Raw genomic sequence first — 26214 nt, forward strand, 5'->3', positions numbered from 1 at the left:
TTATTATAGCATACAAGGGGGACGAGATTTTGGCGGGCGGAAAAGGGCTGACGCATCGTCAACAGGCGTTTGTGCGGGAGTATGTGAGCAGAGGGAATGTGCTGCAGGCGGCCAGGGCGGCGGGGGTGAAGAGCCCGGAGAGCGCCGGGTACCGGATGATGCGGAATACGAAGGTGCAGGCGGCGATAGCGGAGGCGAGAAGCGGGGTGGAGGCGAAGCTAGCGGGGGAGTCGGCGAAGGCGCTGGCGATTTTGCTGAATCTGATGGAAAACGCGGAGACGGATTCGGTGAGGCTCAGAGCGGCCCAGGAGGTGCTGGATCGGGCGCGCGGCCGGCAGGGGGAGCGGCGCGACGAGGGGGAAGGAAAGCAGGGGGCGAGGATGTTGCTGGATTATTCGGATCCGGCGGCGGTGGCGGCGCGGCTGGAGGAGCTGTGGCGGCGGCGCAGGTCTGAGGGCACCGGCGAGGGAGAAACGGGGGACGGGGGCGGCGGCGATGCTGAGCGGTGAGGAATTGGCGGAGCTGGCGGTGCTGGAGGCTTTCCGTCAGTATGGGGAAGATCCGTGGCTGTTCGTGACGGAGTGCTGCCGGACGAAGGACGAGGCGGACGGGGGCAGGATAAAGAATATGCCTGACAAGGAGTATCTGCGGTATGTGACGCGGGTATGGCGGGAGGAGAGCCTGCTGGCGGTCCCGAAGAGCCGGCGGATGCTGATGACATGGCTTTTTTTGTGCCTGCATCTCTGGGCGGCGCTGACGAGGAAGAACGCGGCGATTTTTATCCAGTCGAAGAAGCAGGAGGACAGCGAGTTTTTGTTGGGGGAGGACCGGCTGATGTTCATTTACCGCCAACTGCCGCAGGAATTTCCCTGGCCGGCGCTGGAGAAGTCGATGGCGGGGAAGAGCGGCAAGGGGTACGCATATCTGCGGTTTCTAACGGGTCGTATGTGGCGGCGGTGGGGCAGGGGCCGGATCAGCTCCGTCAGTATACGGCGTCGCACGTGTATCTGACGGAGCTGGCTTTCTGGGAGTGGGCGGAGGAGACGTTCGCGTCGCTGCTGCCGACGATCCAGGGGGGCGGAAAAGTGACGGTCGATTCGAGCGCGGGGCCGGGCTTTTTCGACCGGCTTATTCACGGCGAGCTGTAACAGCGGCGAATAAAGGCGGAACGGGGGCGCGGACTGCGTTCGTTTGATCGTACGGTAAAATTTTTGGAATAAAATGCCAAAAAGGTATTGATATTCCCCAAAAACCGTGTTACAATTTACAAAAAGTGGTAAATATTACCAGATTAACATTTACAAACTTGTCGGCACCGCAAATAGCTGTGGCGCGGAAGATGTGCGAATGTCACCACAGTGCGGCGGGCTATTGATTAGGCGAGCAGAGTAACGGGAGTTTTCTCCCATAGCCTCCAGGAGCAATCCTGGGGGTCTTCTTTTTCAAAAAGGGGGAACAGGCGTGGCGAATACGGAGGTTCCGGAAGGGGTTAACCGCTGGCGGACAAAGCAGGGAGTGACGGTGGTGAGGGTTCATTATACGGCTGATCCTGCGAAGCGGACGGCGGCGTGGAAGGAGGAGCAGAAGCGGGGGATGTCGGAGGCAATGTGGGAGCGGGAGATGGAGGTCAATTTCCGGATCATGCTGGGTAAGGCGTGGTTTCCGGAGTTTCGCTACGAATTTCATGTGGCGAAAGAGAATTTGAAGCCGTTTGGCGGCAAGCCGGTTATCCGCGGCTGGGATTACGGGCTGACGCCGTGCACGGTGTTCGCCCAGTACGGGCCGAAAGGGGAACTGGTGGTGCTGGGTGAGGTGCAGAGCGTGGATTGTGGGATCACAGCTCATGCGAAGGTGGTGGAGGCGGAGAGCGCGGCGTATGCGGGGCATTCGTTCATCGATGTGGGCGACCCGGCGGGGCGGCAGCGGGCGCAGAGCGACGAGTCGACGTGTGTGGATATTTTGCGGGAACGGTTCGGGATTTATGTGCAGGACGGGCCGGTGAGTGCGGTGCGGCGGTGGGAGGCGGTGCGGCAGCGGCTGACGACGGTGACGGAGACGGGAGGGCCGATGCTGCTGGTGGACCCGCGCTGCCAGTGGCTGATCGGCGGCTTCACGGGTGGATACCGGCGGCACAAGGTAGGAGAACGGTACCTGGAGGAGCCGGAGAAGAATGAGTACAGCCATACGCAGGACGCGTTGGGGTATATCTGCGCGAGCGGCGCGGGGACGCGGCGGCGGTGGGAGGATACGGAGATTCCCCGGGCGGGGAGGATGTGAGGGCAGGGGAAGTGGTGTGATGATAGCGTGAAGAAGATCGCCGAGAGTACCGGTGGAGGCAGGCCGGGGCGGGACTGGTGAGCCGAGGTGGAGTGGATAGACAGCTAAGTGCACTGATGAAAAAGGATTGGCGGGTGGCGCCTGAACCGCTACGTAACGGAGCGATGGGACGGGAGTTCGACCCGTGGGCAAAGACATGGAAGCTAGACTGGGGTAAAGAGGGCAGGCCGGCGGAGAGGCCAAAGACGATGGAAACGATGATAACCTCTTTTCAACCAGAAGACTATAGTAATGATATCCAATTAGCGAGTGCAGTGACCCCCGCTCGTGCTTTCACCAGTTGCGGAGAGGGAGGAAAGGTACTTGCCAAGCCGATTAGTCGGGAACTTGTGAAGGAGGGTACGGAGGGGGTAAAGGAGGTAATCAAACTCAACAAATTTGGCGAGATAGCATATAAAACCGCTAAAGCGCAGGAGATTAGCCATGACGAGGCAATGGAAATAGCACGGGAAGCCCAGGCCTTGTACACGGCCTACAAAGCCGCCGATTGGGGGGTTAACGCCCTCTTGTTAAAGAAACTAAAAAAAACCTGGCCGGCATATGGGGTAAAGGAAGGTGCAGAGGAAATCTACGATGATGAAATTCATAATTACATTATTCAAACAGCGATAAATAATTACAAACTAGCAAAGAAGCCGCCAGAAGGGTCAATATTGCCACCCTAAGCTTTAGTTTTAGGAGGAGGGAGAGCAGAGAGGCTTTCTCTCCCACTGCATTTTTTTAATGGGTTGACCACTCAAAAGCATAAATTGCTTTTTGCGGGAAAAAAAGGAAATTTGGAGGATGGTGACGAATGTATGTTCGGCGAATAACTGTAAGCCGGGAGGGGAGCGCATGCTGCAAAGCTTGTGGTATCAATTATGTATCATAATATGTGTATATTGGTTTGGAACAGAAATGATATGGAATTACGAGCAGGTAGAACCGATTGTAGGGTTGTCGAAGGGCGAGTGGTTCGCGGGAGCATTGGGGGGCTTTGCACTAATCGGCGGCTCGGCATATTGGTATGTGCGGAGAGCAGGTAAAGGGATGGTAAAGGAGACCGGACTGGAGAAGGAAAACGGGCCGGTCATCCCGTTGGCATGTGTCGAGAAGATCGTGTGGGAGGGATGGGGGTTCCCGGCGATGGTGCTCTTAGCCGACGACAAGGTGAAGATGCATTTACAGGATAAGGACTTTATCAAACTTGCCGCAACAAGGCTCAATAAATGGACGATTGACGACGATGAAGTAACCGTGGCATCCGGGGAGGCGGGGCAAGACCTTCAGATAAGCTATGCTCCGCTGGGAATGTACGGCAATTTCTTTGATATAGGTAAGTGGCTTATTGTTTTTTTGCTGATGTTGAAGTTTTCCTCTGAAATGTTCGGCGGGGATACAAAATTGCTTTTTCGTGCAAGCTTAATTTGTATTCTGCCTTTTTGTATACTGCTATATTACCGCAGGATAAAAGTATCGGTAGAAGGCGACAAGGTTTTGCTGAAAAGGGGAAAGAAAGAGGAAAGCTTCAGGTTCGGCGATGTGGCCGGTATCGAAAAGGGGCTGTTTCAGGTTAAGGTAACGGCGAAGGATGGGAAAGTATTTTTCTTTCCGCGGGGGTGCATATTATTGCCCGAGATTATCGAGGAATTTGCCGGGCTTGCCGGGCGTTAAAGAGGGCGGTGTGAGAAAAAGTTTAGAAGAATTTTTGAGAAATATTTTCATTTGGACGAAAAGTGGACTTTTAGTGGACGATTTGACAAAAAAGTGTGATATGATGATAGCGTGAAGTGGACCGCCGAGGGGCGGTTTTTTGTTTTGGGGTGGCGGAGAGAGGAAACGAAACAGAGGGAGGAAGGGCGAATGGCGAGCAGGGAAGAGGAGTATATCAGGAGGATGAAGGCGCGGGGATATGTGCCGACGCTGGCGGGGATGGATGAGGAGGATATCGAGTGGGAGCTCTCCAAGATGGAAGAAGCCGAGCGGAGGCGCGAGGCGCCGTCGCAGCCGTTGAGGACGGTGTACCGGCCAGTGGATCCGGGGCTCAAAGCGCGGATACTCCGCCAATTCGGGCAGCCTTACGACGAGAGCGCGATACCCAAGGGGCAGGAGTTCTACCTCAACGGATGGGACAACGGAGATGAAGACGATACGCTGGTGGAACAGAATCGGCGGATGGAGCGTGCTCCGCTGCGTAACGGGGCGATGGGACGGGAGGAGCCCGACCCGTGGTCGAAGGCATGGAAGCTGGATTGGGGCGAAGAGGGCAGGCCAGAGGAGAAGGCGAGGACGATGGAGTGGCAATGGGGACGAGACGAGCCGGGACTGGTGAGTCGAGGTGGAGTGGATAGACCGCTAAGCTATGGACCAAGCGGACATGACATGGGAACCGGGAGTTATAAGACGAACGAGGCAGATGCCAACCCGTATGCAGGCGGATATGCAAACGGCGGTGCAGAAGGAGATATGCTGTTTGAGGTTACTGGCGTCAAGCCAATGGAGAAAGGGAAAAAGACGGCTCAAGAGCCTCCAGCAGGTGTTAAGCTATGGGCGGAAGAAAACCCCGACTGGAATAATTTGCAGCCGCAGATGAAGAATACGACAACATCTTTTGTTGGTGAGGTTAATAAGGAGTTCGGAACGAAAAAAACACCATGGATTACGTCCGGATATCGAAGTCCGGAACTCAATGCAACTCTTCCGGAGGCTTCACCAAACTCCTGGCATCTGGAGGGGCTGGCGGTAGATATTAATCTGGATGATTACACAGCAGAAGAGAGAGCAAAAATCGAGGAGATGGCGCGGAAACGTTTTGGAGAGGTATACTGGCATAGAGGTACAGGCTGGCATCTGCATATTGGTAATCCTCTAGAGCCACGGGGAGAGGCGGGCTAGGAGTTGGACCGTGCTGATCGGGATAAACGACTTATGAGGGGAAGCTCCCCCTCGTAAGCCGAAGTTGTTTTTTGGCAAAAAGAGGAGAATTAGGCGTATGCAGCGAATGAATTTTCGATAAAACCGGTATACCGGGATATGGGCTATTTGATGGCAAGAGACGGGACAGATTTTCTTTCCTATGTGATCATTTTTCGCACATGCTTATTGGGGATACAATGGTTTATGGCAGAGACGATGAGAGTCTAGTGTGAGGTGAAGGAAATGACGCTTAGGCGGATAGCCGCCATTGGCTTTCTCTCGCTTTGGGTTGTCGCCGTAGGATTGCCAGCAGGATTGTGCAAAGATGGAAGGGCAACGGAAATAGCTCCCGGTATAAAAGAAGGGATAATTGCCATTGAATGCCACCCGCAGAAGTTTACGATGCGGAGAGTGGACGGTGATCCTTATCCGTATTATACATACGTCCCACACGATGTGGAGACAGAGCGTTTCAGCGGGCCAGAGGGGACGGGGATAAGGTTCTGGATGAACCGCGGCGGCGGCGATAAGCGGTACCAGGCTTTTGCGGAGTTTTTCGTCTTTCCGCAAGGGACGACGCGGGAGCATACGAGGCAAATTATCGATGGGCTGATGAGCCGCTCCGGGTGGGACAAGCACGAGCGCGAGTACAAGGAGGAGAAGTCTTTCCCGTGGTCGCTGTATGAGATGCCGTTTACGGCGGCGTGGTATTCGATGGGCTCGAAAAGGCTTCCGATTGGGACCATCGCAGTCGGGCAACACGGCGATTTGTTTTTCGGGGTATTGTGTTACTATCGGGCTTCGTATAGTGACGGGTTCGTACCCAGGTATCTGAGGATTTTGGATGAATTGGTCTGGGCGGATACGAACGAAGGGCTTCCGAGGGTCGAGATGCAAAGGTGCTCCGGGAATTAAATATTATCAAAAAATATAGGAAATTTTTGAGAAACACTTTCAATTGGACGAAAAGTGGACTTTTAGTGGACGATTTGACAAAAATGTGTGATATGCTGATAGCGTGAAGTGGACCGCCGAGGGGCGGTTTTTTGTTTTGGGGTGGCGGATGAGCGGAAACGAAATTGAGGGAGGAAAGGCTAATGGCGGGCAGGGAAGAGGAGTATATCAGGCGGATGAAGGCCGCGGGGGTATGTGCCGACGTTGGCTGGGATGGACGAGGAGGATATCGAGTGGGAGCTCTCCAAGATGGAAGAAGCCGAGCGGAGGCGCGAGGCGCCGCCGGAGCCGTTGAGGACGGTGTACCGGCCGGCGGATCCGGGGCTCAAAGCGCGGATACTCCACCAATTCGGCCAGCCGTACGACGAAAGCGCGATACCCAAGGGGCAGGAGTTCTACCTCAATGGATGGGACAACGGAGATGAAGACGACACGCTGATGGAGAAGAATCGGTGGGAGGAGTCCGCTCCGCTGCGTAACGGGGCGATGGGACGGGAGGAGTCCGACCCATGGTCGAAGGCCTGGAAGCTGGATTGGGGCGAAGAGGGCAGGCCAGCGGAGAAGGCGAGGACGATGGAGTGGCGATGGGGGCAGGACGATGCAGGGCTATCAAGCAGAGGTGGAATGCTCTTGCGTACGGGCCAGGCAAGTTTGAGGGCGCAGTCGGAATGAAGGAGCTGAGTTATAATATCGCTGATGGTGGCAAGGAAGGTGTGCTAAAGAGAGCCGGGGCGTTGGATAAAGTTTTGGGACCAGCTGGAGAAATAATCGAAAAGAGTATCGATGTAGATCAATTTGTCAAAGAGGTGGAAGCGGAGGCGTTAAAGAACGGGGATAGCCCAGAACTGGCCAGAAAGAAAGGTATTGATGCGGCATCGAAGTATACCGCCTATTTATTGGGAGTGGGTGGAGCCGCTGTCTTGGCAGGGAGAGCGTCGGGGTACGGTCCCATTATTGCTGGAACTACGGGTACGGTTGCCGGGACATATGCTGTGAAGCCATTGATAAAAAAACACGTATTAGGAAAAAGTGGGGCCGATTATGATAGTGAAGTTGAAGAAGAACCGTTGCATGGCGGGGATTAGCCGCCGACGCGACCAAGCTAATCGGACACACGGCTTATAAGAGGCGAGCGTCCCCTTATAAGCCGCGACTAAATTATTGAAAAAAGAGGAAGTCGAGGCGAGATAGCGAATAAATGTTCGATAAAGCCGGTGTAATGGGGGTGGCGGTGTGCCGAAAAACTGGTGGACGTTACTGTTTTATGTTATAAGTTGTGTGGCGTTTTATGGTACACAACTTATATGGAACTATGATCAGGTCGGACCGGCAGCGGGATTGTCTAAAGGCGAATGGTTAGCTTGGGTGTTAGGCATTTATGTGACAATTAGCGGCTTGGTATATTGGCTAATATGGAGAGCCGGGAAAGGGACGGTGACGCAGGCCGGGTTGGAGAGAGAAAACGGGCCGGCCATTCCATTGATAAGTATAGAGCGGATCGTCAGCGAAGGCGGTGGATTCCCATCAGTGGTGTTTTTAGCCGTCGATCAAGTAAAGGTACATATAGTGGACAGGGAGCTTGTCAAGTTGGCCAAAACTAGATTAAATCAATGGACGGTTAACGGTAAGAAACTAATTGTGACACCAGGGGAGGTGGGGGCGGAACTGAAAATAAGCTATGCATTGCTGGGAAGGTACGATACGTATAGATTTGCCAGCCTGAGTACTCTGGTTATGGTTGTTTTTGTCATGGCGATATTATTCGGCCTGAAATTAGGCTGGAATACTGAGTGGCTTTTGGAAGGATGTTTAATTTACGGTTTCGTTTTTTTGATAATACCTTTGTACCGAAGGGTAAGAGTGTCGGTACTAAGCGACAGGGTTGTGCTAAAAAGGGGAAAAAAAGAGGAAAGCTTCAGGTTCGGCGATGTGGCCGGTATCGAAAAGGGGCTGTTTCAGGTTAAGGTAACGGCGAAGGATGGGAAAGTATTTTTCTTTCCGCGAGGGTGCATATTATTGCCCGAGATTATCGAGGAATTTACCGGGCTTGCTGGGCGCCGGAGAGGGCGGTCAGAGTAAAATTTCTGAAGAATTTTTGAGAAGTGTTTTCATTTGGACGAAAAGTGGACTTTTAGTGGACGATTTGACAAAAAAGTGTGATATGCTGATAGCGTGAAGAAGACCGCCGAGGGGGCGGTTTTTTGTTTTGGGTGGCGGATGAGCGGAAACGAAATTGAGGGAGGAAAGGCTGATGGCGAGCAGGGAAGAGGAGTATATCAGGCGGATGAAGGCGCGGGGGTATGGAGAATCTTTTTTGGGTTGCCGGGGCCGTTAAGAAGCCTTCAGATGCTAGGCGCACCGGAAGAATGCGCAGCGACGTGTACGCGGATGTACACTAGCAAGCGTTCTGAGGAGCAACGCCGCAGATGAGGGCTTATTAACGGCCCTTATGTATGGGCTGAACCCTTGGCGGGGATGGATGAGGAGGATATCGAGGGGAGCTCTCCAAGATGGAAGAAGCCGAGCGGAGGCGCGAGGCGCCGTCGCAGCCGTTGAGGACGGTGTACCGGCCAGTGGATCCGGGGCTCAAAGCGCGGATACTCCGCCAATTCGGGCAGCCTTACGACGAGAGCGCGATACCCAAGGGGCAGGAGTTCTACCTCAACGGATGGGACAACGGAGATGAAGACGATACGCTGGTGGAACAGAATCGGCGGATGGAGCGTGCTCCGCTGCGTAACGGGGCGATGGGACGGGAGGAGCCCGACCCGTGGTCGAAGGCATGGAAGCTGGATTGGGGCGAAGAGGGCAGGCCAGAGGAGAAGGCGAGGACGATGGAGCCTCAAACTAACACTTTCATGTATCGAGGTAAAGATAATGACCGTGACTTTAGCCAGTTTGCGAGTGGGGCTCCTGACGTTAGACAGTATACTTATGACGAGGGCTTAAAGCGCGCGGATTCCAGTGGCTCGGGAATTTGGGGAAAGGCGGCTGAGGTGGCTAAAGGAGCGATCAAACTCAACAAATTTGGCGATAAAGCCTATAATGTCGCCAAAGAGCAGGGATACGGTCACGAGGATGCAATGGAGATTGCACGGGAAGCCCAGATTATGCATGGAATTTACTTGGGAGGCGATGCATATTTAGGGAGAAGATTAAAAGGTTTTAAATATTTTATAAAAGAGGTGGGGCGAGAATTGACTGAGGACGAGCTGCAAAGGTACTTTATTGAAACGACGATAAATAACCGTAAGCTGCGACAGAATCCTCCGGAGGGATCCATATTGCCGCCCTAAGCAGTGTATTATGCGGGCAGCCTGAAGGGAAAAATTGTAATATATAGAAATGATTAATTGAGAGGGGGAAGGACATGACTCATTTAATGTTCGTTCTGCTTGTGTTGAGTATATTTGATGATACGCTGGGGTTTTCTTATGAATATGTGCTTCCACATATATCTATCCTTACCCCCGCCTACTGGCAAACCACAAAGGTTATAGCAATAGTTGCGTTCTGTCTGATTCACAACATAAAAAGCCATGAAAGAATAAAAGGGACTGTTACCGACAGGGAAATAAAAAAAGTGTATGAAAACCAAGGGGTTCCCCTGGAGGCGATTACTTCAATCAATGGGAAAATATTGTATGCTAATCTATTTTATCCGGACACGAAAGTCGCGGTTTCCGATGGATCTGATGAGATAGAGCTATGCATACATGGTAAGAGTTTGGTCCCGTTGGTAAAAACCAGATTAAATCAGTGGTCAATCACAGAGGGTTCGTTCTTGATAATACCATCGGTCGCGGATAATGCTTTCATTGAGTATCCGCTTATAGGGAGATACTTTTGGCCACTCGGTTACAAATCTATTGACTGGTATATAGTGTCAATTGCTTTAGTAGCTGAAACGGCGGTATTTGAGGATATGTACCATTTGCTACTCATACCTTTATTAGTTTTATTTGCTGTTAAATCCTTAATCTGCACAGGATTGAGGCATTTTCGGAAAGTTAAGATCCTATTAACAGAAAACAAAATAAAGATATTTAATTCCCAAGGTCTTGAAAATTCTCTGGAGCTTAGCGATGTGACGAAGATCGAAAAGGGTATTTTCCGTGTAAAGGTTATCGGAAGAAACGGCCAGGTCATTTATTTACCGCGAGGATGTTATTTGTTGCCGGAACTGATTATGGAACTGTCCGGATCGGAAAAGCCGATAAAAGAAAATAATTTTTGAGAAATGTTTTCATTTGGACGAAAAGTGGACTTTTAGTGGACGATTTGACAAAAATGTGTGATATGATGATAGCGTGAAGAAGACCGCCGAGGGGGGCGGTTTTTTGTTTTGCCGATAATGAGGAGGTGCCGGGGTGGAGACGAGGGACGAGGACCTTTTGACGAAGATCAAGGCGGATATCGAGGCGGCGAACAGGTATTACGATTCGGACGTGGAGCCGCTGCTGATCGAGCGGAACAAGATTTACCACGGGGATAAGGATTATTACCGGATGAAGTATCCCGATCTGTCGGAGGTGAGCGATCTGGTGACGACGGATCTGGCGGATATTATCGAGTGGTCGATGCCGTCTTTGATGAAGGCGTATTTCAGCGGGGCGAGCATCGTGTCGATGCGCGGCGTTACGGCCGAGGATGAGCAGCCCGCCAAGGTGATGGAGGCACTGATAAATTACCAGCTGACGAAGCTGAACAAGTTTTTCGTGGTGTGCTACGACTGGATTAAGGCGGCGCTGATGGAGAACGCGGCGGCGATAAAGTGCAGTTGGGTGAGGGAGACGAAGCGGGACAGGCGGTATGTGGAGATACTGTCGGCGGAGGAGACGGCGGCGCTGGAGGAGTCGGGCCGGGCGGAGGTGGTGAGCAAGGCGAAGGTGCCGGGGACGGACGATCTTTATAAGGTGGATTTTTGGGCGGTGAAGCTGACGAGGAACGCGCCGAAGGTGGAGAACGTGCCGGCGGCGGAGCTGAGGTTTTCACCGGACGCGACGGATCTGGACAATTGCCATTTCGTGGCTCACAGGAAGGTCGTGACGGTGGATTATCTCAGGAAGATGGAGAAGGAGGGGCTTTATAAGAATGTCGACGAGGTGGTTGAGAATCTCGGCAACGTGAGGTATACGGAGTCGGAGCGGCTGAACAACCCGGAGATAGATTTGTACGCGCGGGAGGAGGACCAGACGGCGCGCAAGCGGGTGGAGCTTTACGAGTGCTATATCAAGTATGACGCGGACGACGACCAGATGCTGGAGGACTGGATCGTGACGGTGGCCAACGAGGTGATTATCCGCAAGGAGCCAAACACGTACGGGCGGCATCCGTTTTTCGTGCTGAGCCCGGTGCGCGATCCGGGGCGGATTTGGCCGAAGAAGGGGATCGGGCAGTTCGTGAGCGAGATCCAGTCGCTGAAGACGGCTTTTCTGCGGCAGATTATCAATAATACGGCGCTGAACAACGATTTGCCGGCGTTCGTGGATGAGAACCGGGTGAATATTCTCGATGTGGTGGAGCGGCGGAAGACGATCAGGGTGACGGGGTCGCCGCGGGATGCGATTTCGTTTCCGCCGCTACAGCCGATGGCGCCATGGACGATGCAGTTTCTGGAGTATCTGGAGGGGGCGAAGGAGCAGGCGACGGGGGTGACGCGCTATAACCAGGGGTTGGATGCGAACAGTCTGAATAAGACGGCGACGGGGATTTCGATTATCCACGAGTCGAGCAACCAGCGGCTGGAACTGGTGGCTCGCATTCTGCTGGAGACGGGGCTGACGCCGTTTTTCCGGTTTTTGATTACGCTGAACCAGCGGTTTATCGATCAGCCGCAGGTGATCAGGCTGGCGAACGAGGCGCTGACGGTGCGGGGGGACGATGTGCAGGGGAATTTCGACCTGGAGATCAACGCGGCTTTGGGGGTGGGATCGAAGACGACGGAGATGCAGAATATGCAGATGCTGCTGGGGATGTATCCGCAACTGGCGCAGGCGGGGATCGTGCAGCCGGTGAATGTTTTCAACGCGGTGCGGAAGCTGCTGGAGATAATGGGTTATAAGAACGCGGGCGAGTTTATTTCGTCGCCGCCGCCGCAGGCGCCCGGCGCCGGGCTGCCGGGGCTGCCGAGCGGGCCGAGGGCGGGGGCGCAGGGAATGCCAGGGCCGGGGCAGGCCGGGCCGGGGATGCCAGGGGCGGTGCAACCGGGGACGCCGGGGTTGCCGCCGGGTCTGGGCGGGACGGGAGAGCCGGCAGGCGGTCCGGGGAATCAGCCGGCGGATGCGGAGTTTTGGCAGCGGGTGCTGCAGGGGGTAAGGCAGGGTGGATAGGGAGCAGATAGAGAGGCTGACGGGGCAGGCGGGGCTGGGGGAGGAGGCGGAGCTGACGCTACGCTGCTGCGAGCGGCTTTTCCCGGCGATGAGGGAGGAGATATACCGGCAGATGGAGGGGGAGGAGACGCCGGATTTGGCGCTCCTCAGGGCGAGGCTGCTGGTACTCAGGAGCGTGGAGGAGCGGCTGGGGGCGTATATTCGCAGCGGACGGCTGGCGCTGAAGGAGCTGGAGGGGTAGGGAAAAGGCGGGGTAATAATCCGAACGACTAAATGGATAATAAAGGATTTTTGTGTATAAACGCCGAAGTCGCTCCGCAAGAAAAATAGAGGGGAACCGCTGATGTGAAGACGCTGAAATTGATTCTGGCGGCAGTGATAGCGTATTGCTTCATCCATTTTGTCTTTCCGTTACTGTTCCTGGTAGGGGGCTTTGCCCTGGCGGAGTCCGAGGAAATAATCAAAAGCGCAGAGTCGCCGAACGGGGAATATGTCGCCGAGCTTTACCGCTTCAGCCCCGGCTTCGGGCCGTCGCCATACGAGTATTACTTGACGGTGCGGGAAAAGGGCGAGAAGCCCGATATGCGAAAGAAGCAAATAGCCGATTCCCGCAAGGAGTTCGAGTTTGCCTGGACGGGGCCGGAGGAGCTTCTCGTGACGGCACGTACAGCCAAACAATTAGGCGGAAAAGAAACATATAAAAAGGTACAGATCAGGTATGCCGCCAATATCCCGGCATGGGGCAGGTCGTTGCGGGAGGTTTATCCGGTGGCGGAGGACGTGGCGTACGGGTTGGGGGGACGAGAGATCGGGCTGGCGGATTTTGTGATGACTTTTCGCGGCCAAGAAGCTATAAGAGGCAGGAAAGGCGAAACAAGGTACGAGTTTCACGGCTGGGATATACATAGGAGCGCGTTGCTATATTCGGTGACGATAGACGGCAGAAAGAATGCAGTGGTGGGGGTGGAGAGAAAACCACGCCATGAGCAATACCGCAAAAGGGACATATGGGCGTGGCCGGATACGGGGGATTTTTTCCGCGTTTTGGAGGAGCAGGCGGGGCTGGGGAAAATAGTCAGCGGGTATGAGAATCCAGTGATGATAATAAAGTCAGATGCCGAACGGTGCGAAATAGTGATAGGCGAGGCATCGACCCCTGTCGAAGGGAGACAAACGAGGATATTCATCGACAGTGCCACCGGAAAGATAGTGCCGGGTATGGCAAAATAGCCACTGAGCTAGGAAATTATAAAGGTTGGAAAAAGGAAGCGGCACAAGCGCTTCCTTTTATGTGTCAGTATTTTTGAGGCTTGATTGTGCTTGAGAGCACTCGTTTGCTATGAATTGTAATGGATGGTGTCTGGCGCTGAAGGAGCTGGAGGGGTAGGGAACAAGAAGGCGACGTGCTTGGGATGCACGGTCGCCTGGTCTGTAAGCGGAAAGGACAGGGGGATTGTGCATGGGGAGTATCCGCGAATATCCGCCGGATTTTTGGGGGCATTATGCAAACCTGGTGCAAGGGGGCGGCGGGCTGTGTTAGGACAACTATCGGCTAAGTACGAGTCGAGCGGCGATCCGGGGGCGATTGGGCGCAATGAGGGGGACGCGGGGGGAGCGTCGTACGGGGCGTATCAGTTCGCGACGAACGCGGGGGTTCCGGAAGTGTTCGTGGGGTGGCTGGCGGAGCAGGGGTACTGGGGAGCGGCGGTGCTGGTGCAGGCGGGGGAGCCGGGGACGGAGGGGTTCGACGCGGCGTGGCGGCAGGTGGCCACGGCTGATGCGGCGGGGTTTCTGGCGGCGCAGCACGGGTATGTGGAGCAGGCGTATTATGAGCCGGCGAGGGCGGCGCTGCTGGAAACAGGGCTGGACGTAGACGCGAGGTCCGGCGCGCTGCGGCAGGTGGTGTGGTCGGCGGCGGTGCAGTACGGCCCGGGGTATGTGGGCGAGCTTTTCTGCACGGCGGCGGCGCTGGCGGGGGAGGAGCCGGACAGGGTGGATGACGCGACGATGATCGCGAATGTTTACGCGGTGCGGGCGTCGGACGAGTGGACGGCGGGGAGTCCGGTCCTCAGGCCGGCGCTTAGGGCGCGGTTCGCGGAGGAGTGCCGGGAGGCGCTGGAGATGATGGGATGAACGACTTATGAGAGTGTAATAAAGATAAGGTTGTTTAAAAGGCGAAAGGTGATGGCTGTCTAGTAGGAAATACCATAAAAGGAGGGGAATATAGGTAAGATGCCGGGGAGGTGACGTGATGCAGGATTTGGTAGCATCGTGCTTTTTTTGTTATCGATTGCCGTCAGCCTTTATATACTGTGGGTCAAAGAGGCGGCATCACAGGTTCTTGGCGTCATGACAGGATTGTGGATTCCTTTTCGGTATTTTTTTAAGAACATGAGATTAAGGTTAATTGCAGCTGTATTAATGGCGGGAGTAATCGCTCTGGCGTTAGTGAAGATTGAGGACACATTCATAAGTGTGGTTTGGGTGATAGGTATTTCTGTCGCGCTATTTTTCGAGGTGCGGGAAATAGCTCGCAAGATTAGAAAGGAGGGTTAAGGTCTGGTGCTACAGGACGAGGAGAGGTTGAGAAAAGGTCAAATTCCTGAGATGCTTGAGTTTTTGCCTGTCGCAGGCGCGCTACATCCGCACCCGGCGGTGCGCGCTACGGCATGGGTAATGGGATTAATGCGCGCAATGGGAGGCCTTTATGCAGCTACTGATAAAGGTGAAAAAGCACCTAATCAACCCGATGATTTCGGCAATTATTACGGGGTAGGTGGGATGAATAATGAAGCCAAGGCCAACTGAAAGGTGGACGAGATGACCGACCGGATTATAAAAGCAAGGTGGTATTAGATGTTGAGAAAGAAGTATAGCACCTATAACGTTAACTGAGTTTTACAAATTGGTGCTGGGGTGGCAGCGGGCGAAGGGACACAGGGGGAAGGCGGCGCGGAAGGCAGCGATGGGGCTGCCGGTGGCGACAGCGGCGAACGCGGTGCCTGCGCATGTAAGGCGGTTTAACGAGGCGGCGCTGGAAGACGGGACGCCTCTGGACGATTTGGCGATGCTGACGGCGGAGCTGGGGAGGCGGCTGCGGGATAAAAAGATAAGGTAGCAGGATAAGCGCTGAATGGGGCGCTTTTTTTAATGCCAAAACGCGGGGTAAGAGTGCGGCCCAGGCGATGGTCCGACCAAGCGGAAAGCAGTCGGAGGGAAAGGATGGAAGGTATGATGGATAAGTTCGATTTACAGTTTTTCAATGATATCGGTGAGGAGACCGGAACAACCGCAGAGGATTCCGGCGCCGGTGAGCCGGTGGAGAAGGTGGCGCTGGACGAAAATGGCGAGGTGCGGGTTTTCCGCGAGGAGGCGGAGCCTGCCGCGGAGGAAGAGGACTATGGCATTCGCGAGGATGACGGCGAGCAAGCGTATTACTCTTCCGAGGAGGTGCGGGCGACGGACTTTGACAAGCTGGATCCGGAACGGATTCCGCGGGAATTGCTGCCGTGGTACAAGTCGATGCAGGCGGGGTTTACGCGGAAGACGCAGGAGCTGGCGGCTGAAAAGCGGGCGGTGCGGGAGATTTTGGAGCAGGCCAGGGATGGCGCTCAGCCGGCCGCCCCGGAGGACGCGCACAGGGCTTATGTCCGGCAGGTGGCGGAGGCCGCGCAGGGGCAGGTGGAACGGTATTTCAACGAGGGATACGACGCGTTCAATCCTGCCCACCAGACGGCGATGGCGCTGGCGGTACAGCAGATTTACGCTGATGTGGCCCGGGTGGCGGGCCAGCAGGAGGCGATGCTGGGGCTGGAGGCGGAGCTGAGAGGGCAAGAGGCGAATTACGAGGCGATTTACGAATACGCCAAGGCGAGGGTGGCGGAGCTGCCGCATGCGGAATACGCACGGTTGCAGGAGGCTTTCGCCAGCGGAGACGTGAGGGCGTTGAGGACCTTGCTTAACGATACTATCGGCGGCAAGTATCTTAGCCCGGATACTAATCCTTACCTTAAGCAAAACTACAGCCTCGCGTCACAGAGTCTGGATAAAGATCTCAACAAAACATACGACGCCCTTAACTCGCAGTTTAACCGCAACGGCCTGTATGACTCAAGCGCCAGGTATAATGCGTTGAAACGGCAGACGGACAAGATTGCGGAGCAGAAAACAAATCTGGCGACGCAAATGTTCACCGACAACTACAATCAGGAGAGGGGCTATCAGCTTCAGGCGCTCGGTGCCCAACAGCAGGCGCTCGGCAACCTTTTAAACGCCGGGAATGTCGAGCAGCAGAGCGGCCAGAACGCCTATGACCGGGATTATCGCGAATGGCTGCGGCAGATGGGGGTTGATGACTCCAACCTCGACCGGGCGATTAATTTCGTGATGGGGGTCAAAAGCCCTGTCGAGACGCAGTCGCAGTCTAAGAGCATGGGAAAATAACGGAGTTCAGGGATACTTCGCCGGGTTGATATATCCGGCCTGTAAATGAGGAGGGACGATATGGGCGATTTGTACAAAGAGGCCGGGGGCTGGAAGGGGATCCGGAAGGATATTCTCGAACCGCTCGCGGAATACCAGAAAAGCTTGGGGATGAACACGTCGTTCACGCGGTTGTATGACGCTTATAATAAAATCCAAGGAATTCAAAAGAAACGTGAAGAAGCGGAAAAAAACGCAAAAAAACTGCCCGTGATTGGAGGCGGTGGTACGGGGCAAAATCTAACTGGCGTGAGTACGGGGACTGCAGCCGCTACCGGCGGCAAAGCAAGCGGTGGCACTGACAGAAGCTATTCTTTTAACCCTCAACAATATAATTACGGTGTTAATGACTATCACTATTACCTCGGTAGGCTCGGCGGCTACGATGTTCTTAATCGTGGACAGGGCTTGTATGGGCTGCAGCCATGGTATTCGGATAAAGCGTTGCCGTATCAGACCAGGAAGTGGTAAACTCCCATGCTTTGATCCGATACTTTGTAGTGGATTTTAGATTCAGCCGGTAGAGACAAGCTGACCAGGGGAAATGGGTTTATATGTAAAGAATATTAGGTGATAAGAAATTCTTATTGCCTTGAAGCCGGGGGAGGAACGGGTCCTCTCCCTTCATTTTTTAGAAGGAAATATATGGTCTTTGCGCGAACGTTATTCGCCAAAATATTTTAATGGAGGATGACATGTCACAAAATTATGACCTGGTGTCGTTCTTTGTTTTATACTTTATTTTTGGACCTTTAGGCTTTCTCGGCTATTTGGTTCTCAAAACAACGATCGGTTGGTATATGTGTCATCGATATCGTGCAATCATAACGCCGACCGGCATAAAATGGCTCAGAGACAAAGTGGAGGTTAATATAAGTGATATAGATATTATTAAGGCTGATTTTGAAGAAAGTGTTTTTTCGTCAAATGTCTTGAGTTTACATCTGTCAGATACCAATAAAAGTGTAAAAGCTTGTCTCGATGATCGAGAAATGGTTAAGCTGGCGCATACCAGATTAAATAAATGGGTTATCAACGGAAGCTCACTGTCAATAGAACAAGGAGGAACTGCCGGTCTATCTGTTTGTTACTCCGCTACTTCCAGAAAATACGATCTTGGGGCAAGATTATACAGTCCTGTTATGATGCTGACAATTATATTCATTGTCTTTTTTGGCATTTTTATGTTTTTTGAAAAGCTACAACTTTTATTTGTACTAATTGCTGTTTTCATTGCTTTTTTCGGTCTGGAACGTTACAAAAGAGTATCCGCGATTCTTAATGGTCACAAATTATCGTTTGGGGATGAAAATGGACAACAGCATTGCATGGCTTTGGAAGATGTAAAGGAGATAGAAAAAGACCTTTTTGCCATAAAGGTAACCGGATCGGACGGTAGGGAGTTCTTTTTCCCGCGGGCTTTTTACTACTTGCCGGAATTAATTTGCTGCTATGCAGGCAGCTCTTCAAACCGACGATAGAATTTATGGATTACTACGGCGACTGAAAGGAAACTATAAAGTCAAAAATGCAGAAAGAAGGCTAGGGATTTTCTGAAAGTCCCTGGCTTTTTTGCTAAAGGAGGCAAGGAAATGGGAGAAGCGTTTGCGATTAAAAATATTTCCGATGTTACTATGGCATTGCAAGCGGCGAACGAGGCGAAGAAGCTGGCCGACCCGCAGATCGAATTGTCGAAAAGCGGGCTGGCCAGGGATGTTATGGCGACGGGCGGCGGGGCGGGCCGCCAGGAGAATCCGAATTTCGCGGCGATCAAGCAGGTGGGGAGCGGGAAGGACGCTCCCCGCTTCGATTTTGTGCCATTCCAGGATTGGTTCAGCACGCCGCGGAGACGGCGATAGGAGGCCGGGAAATGAGCGAGGGCGATATTCAGGTGATTCTGGCGGAGCTCAAGAACATCAAGGACGACATGGCGGAAATAAAGGTGGATATCAAGGAGCGGTGCAAAAATTGCCTCAACACGGCGGTGATGGAGGAGCGGGTCACGAACCAGTGGCGGCACATCGCGTCACTGTGGGCGGTGATCGTGTTTTTGTGCGGGACGGTGGGGGGGACGGTGCTGAACCGGCTGATGGGGAGGTAATGGATATGAAGAAAGATGTGAAGAGATTTTTCGTCGGGTTGCTGTATGAGAACAACGAGCCGAGTCTTACGCGGGTGCTGTTCGCCGCGTCTTTTTTATTGGTGGCAGCAGCGATGGTGTACGACTGGGTATATGGCTGGCCGCCTTTCCTGGATTTCGCCAAGCAGGTGCTGACACTTATTCTGGGGGCAAAAACGGCGGACAAGGTGGCGACGTATATCACCAATTCGTACAAGAACAGCCCGCCCGGGGAGGCGCCGAGGGTGCCGAAAAATCCCGAGGGCGGGTGCTAGCAAAGGGGCGAGGGCATGAGTGTTATTACCATGCAGTTTTCCTGGCGGGCGGTGGCGCTCGCTTTTTTTGTCGGCGCGGTTGTAAGTGGGGCGGGGGCGGTTTGGCTGTGCCCTCCGATACAAGGTGTCACGGAAAAGGCCGCCGCACCGGTGGAGGTGCAGGCGGCGGTTGAAACGACAAAGGAAATTGTGTACGTACCCAAAGGGGTGGGGGAAAAGACTGATGTCCAGGTAGAAACGGCCAAGCCTGCGGTGACGGTGACAGTGAACGGCAAGGAGGCGGAGCTTAAAACACTGACTGATGAAAAGCAGAAATTTGAGAAGGGGAAGCTGGTCATCACCGAGGAGACACAACTGAAGCTGGAAATAAAAACCCCGCCTCCGCCCCGCTATAGCTTCGGGCTGGGGTGGGGGACGAACGGCGCGGCGATGATGGCAAGCGGGCGAATGGGCGGCGGCCCTGTGGGATGGTGGCTGTACGGCGACCGGCGGACGGCGGCGGCGGGCATAATGCTGCCGCTGGGACGGTGATTAGCGGGTGATATGCGGCATTCCAAACGGCTGTAGTTTTTGTTGTTATATTTTAATATTTATCTGTAAAATCCTGCAAAAAGGCCCGGCGCATATGCCGGGCCTTTTTGCGCGCCCTAGTGGGCAAGCTCTATTTCTTTGCCTTTTAGCACTTCGTCGCGCAGGGTGAGCCAGATGGTTTGGAAAAGCTGGTTATAGCGGAGGGTGGTGCGGATGGCGGCTATGTCGCGGGGGCGGGGGAGGTCAATATCGACGATTTTCTTGATGCGGCCGGGATGGGCGGTCATAACCATGACCCGGTCTCCGAGGCAGAGGGCTTCGTCGATGCTGTGGGTAATGAAGACGGTGGTTTTGCGGCTTTCTTCCCAGATGCGGAGTAGTTCCTGCTGGAGGAGGATGCGGTTTTGCTCGTCGAGGGCGCCGAAGGGTTCGTCCATGAGCAGTATTTCGGGGTCGTTGGCGAAGGCGCGGGCGACGCTGACTCGCTGCTTCATGCCGCCGGAGAGCTGATGGGGGTAGGCATCGGCGAAGCCGGTGAGGCCGATCATGCGGATGTAGCGGTCGGCGACGGCGAGGCGTTCTTTTTTGCCAATTCCACGTAATCTTAGTCCGTAAGCAACGTTATTTCTCACTGTCATCCAGGGAAAAACGCTCTGCTCTTGGAAGACCATCGAGTTGAGCGGCCGGCCGTTTCCGTTGGCGGTATTGATGATAACTCTGCCGCCGCTGCTGTCCTCTAAGCCGGCGAGGATTCTTAGCAGGGTGGTTTTGCCACAGCCGGAGGGGCCGACGATGCAGAAGAATTCTCCGGCGCCGATGTCGAGGCTGATGCCCCGGAGGGCGTCGACGGAGCCGCCTCTGGCGATGAAAGTCTTGTTGACGTTTCTGATTTTTATCCCGGTTCCGCAGGCCAAAGCTGGCACCTCCCGGTTCAGGTCTGTTTCCAGGGGACGACCCAGCGCTCGACGGCGTCGAGGAGCAGGGAGAAGATGTAGCCGAGGACGGATAGAACGATAAGGGCTACGAACATCTGCTCAATGTCGAACATGTCGTAGGCACGCCATATCATCCAGCCTACACCGGCCTTGGCGGCCGATAGCTCGGCGGCGACTATGAGGATGAGGGCCATGCCCATCCCTAGCTTAAGGCCGGCAAAGATCATCGGCAGGGCGCCGGGGAAGGCGACAGTAAGGTAGAAGTCCCGGCGGTTGGCCCCATAGTTTCGGGCTACGTCAAGATAAATTTTGTCGATGTTTAGAACGCCGGCCATGGTGTTGATGACGACAAGGTAAAAGACGCCGATGGCGATGGTGAAAACCTTGGAGGTTTCCCCCAGACCGAAGACGAGCAGGATAAGGGGCATGATGGCTAGCTTGGGGATGGGATATGTAGCGGCGATCATTGGTTCGACGGCCGAACGGACGAAGGGTGACAACCCCATGCTTACCCCGAGGACGATACCCGGCACGGCGCCGACGGCAAAGCCAAGGATGACCCGTTGGACGCTTACCGCGGTGTTGTAGATCAGTTCTCCCGAGAGCAGGAGAGGGACGAATGCCTGGATGATGAGGCTGGGGCTGGAAAAGAGCCTGGTGTCGATAGCATTTACACGGGCGAGAATTTCCCAGGCGAATAGCAGGGTGAGCGGCGACAGAACGGAGACGACGCGGATGAACAGGCCGCCACTAGGTAATTTTTCCATTCACGTCACCTCCTCCATCAGAAGTTTATTTATACTTTCCGAGCACGTTGAGTGCGAAATCGACGTAGTTGTTGTCGACAGCATCGGGGAGTTTGATGTCGGCTTTCAGTAGATTGCGCTGTTTATACCAGGCGAGGTCCATTTCGATGCCTTTCAGGCGTAGATAGCCGTCCGGGTTTAGGCCTACGGGGAACATTTTTTCGTACATGACGGGGTCTTTGACAACCGAGTATTTGCAGAGGATGTCGATGAGCTCCTTTTTCCCCTTGTCCTTGAAGAAGGCGTCGTTATAGTCGCGCAAGGATTTTACGTAGGCGGTCATGAAGCGGTTGGCAACGTCCGGCCGGGTGGTCATGCTTGTGCCGAATACCAGCAGGGCGGTCTGGGCATCGGGGTCATATGAGGACGGGTCTTTCCAGGGGTCGGCGAGGCCTTTGGCGACGCCCACGGCGATGAAGGGTTCGATGAGCATGGCGGCGTCGATGCTTTTGTTGCCCAGGGATACAAGCATGTCGGGGAAGGAGCGGATGACTTGCAGGTCGACATCTTTGGTGGTCATGCCGCCTTTGTTGAGAACACGGTCGAGGGCGATTTCGTCCAGCGAGGCGGTGCCTACGACGGCGATCTTGCGGCCGCGCAGGTCAGCGAAATCATTGATTTGGCCAACGAGGTCCTTGCGGATGACAAGGCGGTAGTAACCTTTACCAGGGACGTTGACGCCCTTATCGGCGACTATTTTTACGGGGATATCGCGGGACATAGCGTTGAACAGGCCTGATGCGGTTACGGTGGCTCCTACGTCAAGTTGCCCGGCCGCGAGGGCATTTATCATTTCCTGACCGGTGTTGAACTGGACTGGCTCGATTTTGATGCCCAGATCTTTGTAGTAGCCTTTAGCCATGCCGACCAGGACGCCAGCGTCGGATACGACTTGTTTCATACCGACTTTGACAATTGTTTCTTGTTGAAGCGGTACGAGCGACGGCGCCCAGGCCGGGCCTTTGGTAGCCACCCGGGCGGTTTGCGGCTGGCCGCAGCCGCCGAGTACCAGGGTTAAGGCCAAGAATACGGCCGATAGGATAACGCCTGTTTTTTTCATCATGCATAACCCTCCCATGACTCATTTTAGAATAATACACGATATTCCCCGCGGCGTTTTTTGGTTACAGCCCTTGCGGGTTTTTGATTTGTCGGCGATAATATAGCATGAAAGTAAAAAGGGAAGGTTGCCGATGAAGGAGATTATTGCCCAAGTTAATGAGTGGCCGTTCTTACGGCAGCTTCCGGCAAGGCAGGAAGAATTTTCCCTAAGTCTCGACTTATCTGAGGACGGGATGCAGTATAATATTTTTTCCTACCGGGACGCGGAGGAGCTGCGAAGCTTCTCCATCGTTTACGACCAGGCGACGAGGGATTTTCTGGCGCGGGTTGCGGTGGGGCTCAACGAGTTTTACGACGTGAGTTTCATCTGCCCTGATATCGTTTCACTGGAGAGGATTTTGACCGCCAAGCTCGTTTCCTCTCTGGTCGACTTGAGTGGTGAAAAGCAGTATGAAAGCATTTTTAGGGCCAAGAGAATCCTCGAGTGGCCGTACAGTGACCGCCTAGCCGGCGAAATAGCCGGTTTTCGTCTGTTCATCACACCGCGGCAACCGCTGAAGACGGTCAACGGCTCCTACGTTATCCTCGATTACAGTGATTTTGATACCGCCAGCAATCTCAGCATTAGCTATAACGTTTATCGCGACGAATTCTTCGGCCAGACCCGCTTACGCCGGACACCGCAAATGATCGGGACTTTTGATGCCCGAGACCTAGGTGAGCTGGCCGCTAAGCTTGACTGTGAATTGCAGCCCTCGCTGGCCGATCTTCGCTGGCGAGTTGAACAGTCGGAGGGAGAAGTCTTGTCATGAAAACAGCTCTTACGATCGCAGGGTCCGATTCCAGCGGGGGCGCCGGAATCCAGGCCGACCTGAAGACTTTTTCCGCGCTGGGCGTTTTTGGTATGAGTGTGATTACCGCTATTACGGCGCAGAATACGTGTGGTGTGACTAATATCCGCGAGTTGGATGAGGAGATAATTGCCGACCAGATTGCGGCGGTTTACGACGATATCCCGGTGGGGGCGGTTAAGGTCGGTATGTTGTCGAGTGCGGAGATAACCCGTGTTGTTGCCGGGGCTCTTGTCAAGCATGGCGCCGCGAACGTCGTCGTTGACCCAGTGATGGTAGCCAAAAGCGGCAGTCGTCTTTTAAAGGTTGAGGCTGTTGAGGCGTTGATACAGTTTTTGTTCCCTATCGCCGATGTGGTTACGCCCAATCTTCACGAGGCGGCGGAGATTGTCGGCTTTCCCGTGGGCAACCGCGCCTCTATGGAGCGTGCGGCAATCGCCATCAAGGCTATGGGGCCGAAGTACGTAGTGGTAAAAGGCGGGCATTTGCCCGGCGCTGCATGCGATCTTTTCTATGATGGCAAAGAATTCGCTTATTTGACCAATGAACGTATCGAAACAAAGCATACCCACGGGACGGGATGTACTTTTTCCTCTGCTATTGCTGCGGGACTTGCTAAACGCATGCCGGTCTTCGAAGCTGTCGCTGTCGCAAAACGTTATATTACTGTTGCCATTTCCCATGGCTTCTCGTTAGGAAAAGGAGTGGGGCCAACACATCACTTTTATGAGCTTTATTCTCAGGCTGGTGTTGTTGGCGACGGGGAGTGAAAAGGTAAGGTAAGGAACTGGTTGCCGCCGGTCAAGCTCGCTGGCGGAGGTCGCTAGGGGCTTGGGAGAGATGTCCGTTGTGCGACAACGGTATTCCGTTAAGTGTCGGCTAACCATTGACAATAATCGTGTAACATGGTATTATCCATTTTGTGTTCATTGACAGGAAAACGTGAATCATATATACTAAATAATGCGGTTTTCAAATGGCCCCGTGGTGTAGTGGTCTAACATGCCGCCCTGTCACGGCGGAGATCGTCGGTTCAAATCCGATCGGGGTCGCCATTTATATTTTCTTTGCCGCGGTAGCTCAGTTGGTAGAGCAGAGGACTGAAAATCCTCGTGTCGACGGTTCGATTCCGCCCTGCGGCACCATTTATGCGGAAGTAGCTCAGTGGTAGAGCATCGCCTTGCCAAGGCGAGGGTCGCGAGTTCGAATCTCGTTTTCCGCTCCAATTTCTGGCGGCATAGCCAAGTGGTAAGGCAGAGGTCTGCAAAACCTCTATTCCCCAGTTCGAGTCTGGGTGCCGCCTCCAAAAGTTAACCACCCTATGCAGGGTGGTTTTTAAATTGGCGTATTTCGACAACAAAATATTGTGTTTTATGCTTAATGTTTCTCTATATTGCCACGATATTATGTTTAGCTCACCTGTTTTTTATAACAATGTGGTGTATTTAGGAGGAGGCCTTTCCGTGCGGAAGCTGATATCATTTGATTTGCAACCGGGCATGGTAACTGCAGAACCGATTTTTTCCCACGATGGCAGGCAGGTTCTAGTTCCGGCCGGCAGTCAGCTGACCGAGCAGGTTATCCGCAAAATACAAAATTGGGATATACCTTTCATAATGGTTGCTGAAGCTCTGGAAGCCGAATTTCTGCCGACGCCCGTTGCCAACGACCCAGTGTTGGAGATTCTTCCGGAAATAATGGCGAAGAAGTCAATTGATTTTTCCAGCAACTTGGAAGAAACGTTGTTCAATATCACCAACTTTTTTGAAGCGGTCAGATCCGGCGGCGCATTCGAAGCGGACGAATGCCGGAAGATTGCCGCCAAGGTCGCACGTCATCTCGTTACTCCTTCTGAGGCAATTAATAAGTTGCTGTTCAGGGTGACAGTCACCCGTGAACGCGATTATCTCGAGCGTCATTCCGTATCGGTCGCGTCCCTGTCCGGGATGCTGGCATCGTGGATGGAACTGCCTCCTGCCGTAATTGAAGAGGTAGTTTTCGCCGGCCTTATTCACGATATCGGCAAGATAAAGATGCCGCGTAGTCTGATAACGGATGACAACCCAACTCCCGAACGGCAAGAAATGTTGAGGCAACATGTTCTGTTGGCTTACGAACTACTAAAGGATGTGCCCAGGTTGCCGCCGAACGTGCTAGCCGCCATAACACAGCATCACGAATACTGCGACGGCAGCGGCTATCCGCTCGCATTATCCGGCAATAGAATTGGTCAGTACGCCCGCCTTGTCACGGTAGCCAACCGTTTGTGCCATATAGTCGAAGGTTCCGGCGGACTTAACCCGTTCAATATGGTTGAGACAGTCAAAAGTGAGATGTTCACAAGACTTGATCCGACAGTGTGCGACACGTTTGTCCGCCGTATTAATGATTATTTGATGAATAATCCGGTTAAGCTCAACGACGGACGCAAAGCAAAAGTGGTTTTTTTGCCGACAATAAATCCGACTTGCCCTGTTTTGGAAGCCGAGGACGGAAGGTTTATCGACCTGACAAAAACCCACGAAGTAGCAATTGTCGGGCTTACGTTTTAGTTGCCGTATGGCAAGTTGATTCTGGGGTTCCGACCGACCTGGCGCCCTTGTCAGAAAGACCGATTTGCGATATAATAGCTATG

32 protein-coding genes and 4 tRNA genes are annotated in these 26214 nt (G+C 53.8%); 33 read left to right on the top strand and 3 right to left on the bottom strand.

Annotated features, from left to right (window positions below; translation table 11 throughout):
* The first annotated feature begins 29 nt into the window (after window positions 1-29).
* The 26 genes from Q4T40_06215 to Q4T40_06340 all read left to right on the top strand — a co-directional run bounded on the left by Q4T40_06215 (window position 30) and on the right by Q4T40_06340 (window position 19925).
* Window positions 30-509 carry a terminase small subunit gene (locus tag Q4T40_06215; GenBank protein MDT8900831.1) on the top strand — a complete coding sequence of 160 codons (480 nt, stop codon included), beginning with the start codon at window positions 30-32 and terminating at the stop codon, window positions 507-509.
* Entirely contained in the window at window positions 496-1011 is a 516-nt protein-coding gene (locus Q4T40_06220; GenBank protein MDT8900832.1) for a hypothetical protein, read from the top strand. The genes Q4T40_06215 and Q4T40_06220 overlap by 14 nt, the downstream gene beginning before the upstream one ends.
* Window positions 1002-1148: a hypothetical protein gene (locus Q4T40_06225; protein ID MDT8900833.1), complete on the top strand. Its 147-nt coding sequence runs from the start codon at window positions 1002-1004 to the stop codon at window positions 1146-1148. Before Q4T40_06220 ends, Q4T40_06225 begins: the two co-directional genes overlap by 10 nt.
* 313 nt (window positions 1149-1461) lie before the next feature.
* Window positions 1462-2277 carry a hypothetical protein gene (locus tag Q4T40_06230; protein MDT8900834.1) on the top strand — a complete coding sequence of 272 codons (816 nt, stop codon included), beginning with the start codon at window positions 1462-1464 and terminating at the stop codon, window positions 2275-2277.
* Between the two features lie 92 nt (window positions 2278-2369).
* Window positions 2370-3002 carry a hypothetical protein gene (locus Q4T40_06235; protein ID MDT8900835.1) on the top strand — a complete coding sequence of 211 codons (633 nt, stop codon included), beginning with the start codon at window positions 2370-2372 and terminating at the stop codon, window positions 3000-3002.
* Between the two features lie 169 nt (window positions 3003-3171).
* Window positions 3172-3990: a hypothetical protein gene (locus tag Q4T40_06240; GenBank protein ID MDT8900836.1), complete on the top strand. Its 819-nt coding sequence runs from the start codon at window positions 3172-3174 to the stop codon at window positions 3988-3990.
* A 189-nt stretch (window positions 3991-4179) separates the two neighbouring features.
* Entirely contained in the window at window positions 4180-5211 is a 1032-nt protein-coding gene (locus Q4T40_06245; protein ID MDT8900837.1) for a D-Ala-D-Ala carboxypeptidase family metallohydrolase, read from the top strand.
* A gap of 264 nt (window positions 5212-5475) precedes the next feature.
* Window positions 5476-6147: a hypothetical protein gene (locus Q4T40_06250; GenBank protein ID MDT8900838.1), complete on the top strand. Its 672-nt coding sequence runs from the start codon at window positions 5476-5478 to the stop codon at window positions 6145-6147.
* 252 nt (window positions 6148-6399) lie between these two features.
* Window positions 6400-6858, top strand: a complete 459-nt coding sequence (locus tag Q4T40_06255; protein ID MDT8900839.1) for a hypothetical protein — start codon at window positions 6400-6402, stop codon at window positions 6856-6858.
* Entirely contained in the window at window positions 6855-7271 is a 417-nt protein-coding gene (locus Q4T40_06260; GenBank protein MDT8900840.1) for a hypothetical protein, read from the top strand. Before Q4T40_06255 ends, Q4T40_06260 begins: the two co-directional genes overlap by 4 nt.
* Before the next feature lie 148 nt (window positions 7272-7419).
* On the top strand, window positions 7420-8265 hold the full coding sequence (locus Q4T40_06265) for a hypothetical protein (GenBank protein ID MDT8900841.1): 846 nt from the start codon (window positions 7420-7422) through the stop codon (window positions 8263-8265).
* A gap of 431 nt (window positions 8266-8696) precedes the next feature.
* Window positions 8697-9482, top strand: coding sequence for a hypothetical protein (locus tag Q4T40_06270; GenBank protein ID MDT8900842.1), 786 nt, complete (start codon window positions 8697-8699; stop codon window positions 9480-9482).
* A 74-nt stretch (window positions 9483-9556) separates the two neighbouring features.
* Complete coding sequence (locus Q4T40_06275; protein ID MDT8900843.1) at window positions 9557-10423, top strand: hypothetical protein; 867 nt, start codon at window positions 9557-9559, stop codon at window positions 10421-10423.
* A gap of 133 nt (window positions 10424-10556) precedes the next feature.
* Window positions 10557-12518, top strand: a complete 1962-nt coding sequence (locus Q4T40_06280; protein ID MDT8900844.1) for a hypothetical protein — start codon at window positions 10557-10559, stop codon at window positions 12516-12518.
* Window positions 12511-12759 carry a hypothetical protein gene (locus Q4T40_06285; protein ID MDT8900845.1) on the top strand — a complete coding sequence of 83 codons (249 nt, stop codon included), beginning with the start codon at window positions 12511-12513 and terminating at the stop codon, window positions 12757-12759. Before Q4T40_06280 ends, Q4T40_06285 begins: the two co-directional genes overlap by 8 nt.
* A 104-nt stretch (window positions 12760-12863) precedes the next feature.
* A complete protein-coding gene (locus Q4T40_06290) occupies window positions 12864-13748 on the top strand; it encodes a hypothetical protein (protein MDT8900846.1) in 885 nt (294 codons plus the stop codon).
* A 303-nt stretch (window positions 13749-14051) separates the two neighbouring features.
* Window positions 14052-14651, top strand: coding sequence for a hypothetical protein (locus tag Q4T40_06295; protein ID MDT8900847.1), 600 nt, complete (start codon window positions 14052-14054; stop codon window positions 14649-14651).
* Between the two features lie 429 nt (window positions 14652-15080).
* Window positions 15081-15326: a hypothetical protein gene (locus tag Q4T40_06300; GenBank protein MDT8900848.1), complete on the top strand. Its 246-nt coding sequence runs from the start codon at window positions 15081-15083 to the stop codon at window positions 15324-15326.
* A gap of 97 nt (window positions 15327-15423) precedes the next feature.
* A complete protein-coding gene (locus tag Q4T40_06305; GenBank protein ID MDT8900849.1) occupies window positions 15424-15636 on the top strand; it encodes a hypothetical protein in 213 nt (70 codons plus the stop codon).
* Window positions 15637-15740: 104 nt separating this feature from the next.
* On the top strand, window positions 15741-16961 hold the full coding sequence (locus Q4T40_06310) for a hypothetical protein (GenBank protein ID MDT8900850.1): 1221 nt from the start codon (window positions 15741-15743) through the stop codon (window positions 16959-16961).
* Window positions 16962-17021: 60 nt separating this feature from the next.
* Entirely contained in the window at window positions 17022-17471 is a 450-nt protein-coding gene (locus tag Q4T40_06315) for a hypothetical protein (protein MDT8900851.1), read from the top strand.
* A gap of 224 nt (window positions 17472-17695) precedes the next feature.
* Window positions 17696-18481, top strand: coding sequence for a hypothetical protein (locus tag Q4T40_06320; GenBank protein MDT8900852.1), 786 nt, complete (start codon window positions 17696-17698; stop codon window positions 18479-18481).
* A 111-nt stretch (window positions 18482-18592) separates the two neighbouring features.
* Entirely contained in the window at window positions 18593-18859 is a 267-nt protein-coding gene (locus Q4T40_06325; GenBank protein MDT8900853.1) for a hypothetical protein, read from the top strand.
* Window positions 18860-18870: 11 nt separating this feature from the next.
* A complete protein-coding gene (locus Q4T40_06330; GenBank protein ID MDT8900854.1) occupies window positions 18871-19101 on the top strand; it encodes a hypothetical protein in 231 nt (76 codons plus the stop codon).
* A 5-nt stretch (window positions 19102-19106) separates the two neighbouring features.
* Complete coding sequence (locus tag Q4T40_06335) at window positions 19107-19394, top strand: hypothetical protein (protein MDT8900855.1); 288 nt, start codon at window positions 19107-19109, stop codon at window positions 19392-19394.
* A 15-nt stretch (window positions 19395-19409) separates the two neighbouring features.
* Window positions 19410-19925 carry a hypothetical protein gene (locus tag Q4T40_06340; protein ID MDT8900856.1) on the top strand — a complete coding sequence of 172 codons (516 nt, stop codon included), beginning with the start codon at window positions 19410-19412 and terminating at the stop codon, window positions 19923-19925.
* A 116-nt stretch (window positions 19926-20041) separates the two neighbouring features.
* Here Q4T40_06340 and Q4T40_06345 read toward each other — a convergent pair whose 3' ends face one another.
* Genes Q4T40_06345 through Q4T40_06355 form a run of 3 tightly spaced genes read right to left on the bottom strand, consistent with a single transcriptional unit; the run spans window position 20042 to window position 22729 of the window.
* Complete coding sequence (locus Q4T40_06345) at window positions 20042-20839, bottom strand: ABC transporter ATP-binding protein (GenBank protein ID MDT8900857.1); 798 nt, start codon at window positions 20837-20839, stop codon at window positions 20042-20044.
* Window positions 20840-20856: 17 nt separating this feature from the next.
* Window positions 20857-21627: an ABC transporter permease gene (locus Q4T40_06350; GenBank protein ID MDT8900858.1), complete on the bottom strand. Its 771-nt coding sequence runs from the start codon at window positions 21625-21627 to the stop codon at window positions 20857-20859.
* Between the two features lie 25 nt (window positions 21628-21652).
* The gene (locus Q4T40_06355; GenBank protein MDT8900859.1) at window positions 21653-22729 is read right to left on the bottom strand and encodes an ABC transporter substrate-binding protein; all 1077 of its coding nucleotides are present in this window, start codon (window positions 22727-22729) and stop codon (window positions 21653-21655) included.
* A gap of 130 nt (window positions 22730-22859) precedes the next feature.
* Between Q4T40_06355 and Q4T40_06360 the strand changes: the two genes are divergently transcribed.
* The 7 genes from Q4T40_06360 (at window position 22860) to Q4T40_06390 (ending at window position 26131) form a co-directional block, all read left to right on the top strand.
* Complete coding sequence (locus tag Q4T40_06360) at window positions 22860-23540, top strand: hypothetical protein (GenBank protein ID MDT8900860.1); 681 nt, start codon at window positions 22860-22862, stop codon at window positions 23538-23540.
* Window positions 23537-24349, top strand: coding sequence for a bifunctional hydroxymethylpyrimidine kinase/phosphomethylpyrimidine kinase (thiD, locus tag Q4T40_06365; protein MDT8900861.1), 813 nt, complete (start codon window positions 23537-23539; stop codon window positions 24347-24349). The genes Q4T40_06360 and thiD overlap by 4 nt, the downstream gene beginning before the upstream one ends.
* 208 nt (window positions 24350-24557) lie before the next feature.
* A tRNA-Asp gene (locus tag Q4T40_06370) sits at window positions 24558-24634 on the top strand.
* A gap of 14 nt (window positions 24635-24648) precedes the next feature.
* A tRNA-Phe gene (locus Q4T40_06375) sits at window positions 24649-24724 on the top strand.
* Between the two features lie 5 nt (window positions 24725-24729).
* Window positions 24730-24804 (top strand) — tRNA-Gly (locus tag Q4T40_06380).
* A 6-nt stretch (window positions 24805-24810) separates the two neighbouring features.
* A tRNA-Cys gene (locus Q4T40_06385) sits at window positions 24811-24885 on the top strand.
* Between the two features lie 34 nt (window positions 24886-24919).
* Window positions 24920-26131 carry an HD domain-containing phosphohydrolase gene (locus Q4T40_06390; protein MDT8900862.1) on the top strand — a complete coding sequence of 404 codons (1212 nt, stop codon included), beginning with the start codon at window positions 24920-24922 and terminating at the stop codon, window positions 26129-26131.
* The last annotated feature ends 83 nt before the right edge of the window (window positions 26132-26214 follow it).

This window comes from Selenomonadales bacterium 4137-cl, assembly GCA_032334055.1.
GTDB lineage: Bacteria > Bacillota > Negativicutes > Sporomusales > UBA7701 > Anaeroselena > Anaeroselena agilis.

Excerpts from the sequence above, each read along its gene's own strand:
- Q4T40_06220 (MDT8900832.1), top strand. The coding sequence starts at position 496 with ATGCTGAGCGGTGAGGAATTGGCGGAGCTGGCGGTGCTGGAGGCTTTC.
- Q4T40_06240 (MDT8900836.1), top strand. The coding sequence starts at position 3,172 with ATGCTGCAAAGCTTGTGGTATCAATTATGTATCATAATATGTGTATAT.
- Q4T40_06245 (MDT8900837.1), top strand. The coding sequence starts at position 4,180 with ATGGCGAGCAGGGAAGAGGAGTATATCAGGAGGATGAAGGCGCGGGGA.
- Q4T40_06250 (MDT8900838.1), top strand. The coding sequence starts at position 5,476 with ATGACGCTTAGGCGGATAGCCGCCATTGGCTTTCTCTCGCTTTGGGTT.
- Q4T40_06255 (MDT8900839.1), top strand. The coding sequence starts at position 6,400 with ATGGACGAGGAGGATATCGAGTGGGAGCTCTCCAAGATGGAAGAAGCC.
- Q4T40_06260 (MDT8900840.1), top strand. The coding sequence starts at position 6,855 with ATGAAGGAGCTGAGTTATAATATCGCTGATGGTGGCAAGGAAGGTGTG.
- Q4T40_06270 (MDT8900842.1), top strand. The coding sequence starts at position 8,697 with ATGGAAGAAGCCGAGCGGAGGCGCGAGGCGCCGTCGCAGCCGTTGAGG.
- Q4T40_06275 (MDT8900843.1), top strand. The coding sequence starts at position 9,557 with ATGACTCATTTAATGTTCGTTCTGCTTGTGTTGAGTATATTTGATGAT.
- Q4T40_06310 (MDT8900850.1), top strand. The coding sequence starts at position 15,741 with ATGGAAGGTATGATGGATAAGTTCGATTTACAGTTTTTCAATGATATC.
- Q4T40_06315 (MDT8900851.1), top strand. The coding sequence starts at position 17,022 with ATGGGCGATTTGTACAAAGAGGCCGGGGGCTGGAAGGGGATCCGGAAG.
- Q4T40_06320 (MDT8900852.1), top strand. The coding sequence starts at position 17,696 with ATGTCACAAAATTATGACCTGGTGTCGTTCTTTGTTTTATACTTTATT.
- Q4T40_06325 (MDT8900853.1), top strand. The coding sequence starts at position 18,593 with ATGGGAGAAGCGTTTGCGATTAAAAATATTTCCGATGTTACTATGGCA.
- Q4T40_06330 (MDT8900854.1), top strand. The coding sequence starts at position 18,871 with ATGAGCGAGGGCGATATTCAGGTGATTCTGGCGGAGCTCAAGAACATC.
- Q4T40_06335 (MDT8900855.1), top strand. The coding sequence starts at position 19,107 with ATGAAGAAAGATGTGAAGAGATTTTTCGTCGGGTTGCTGTATGAGAAC.
- Q4T40_06340 (MDT8900856.1), top strand. The coding sequence starts at position 19,410 with ATGAGTGTTATTACCATGCAGTTTTCCTGGCGGGCGGTGGCGCTCGCT.
- Q4T40_06350 (MDT8900858.1), bottom strand. The coding sequence starts at position 21,627 with ATGGAAAAATTACCTAGTGGCGGCCTGTTCATCCGCGTCGTCTCCGTT.
- Q4T40_06355 (MDT8900859.1), bottom strand. The coding sequence starts at position 22,729 with ATGATGAAAAAAACAGGCGTTATCCTATCGGCCGTATTCTTGGCCTTA.
- Q4T40_06360 (MDT8900860.1), top strand. The coding sequence starts at position 22,860 with ATGAAGGAGATTATTGCCCAAGTTAATGAGTGGCCGTTCTTACGGCAG.
- thiD (MDT8900861.1), top strand. The coding sequence starts at position 23,537 with ATGAAAACAGCTCTTACGATCGCAGGGTCCGATTCCAGCGGGGGCGCC.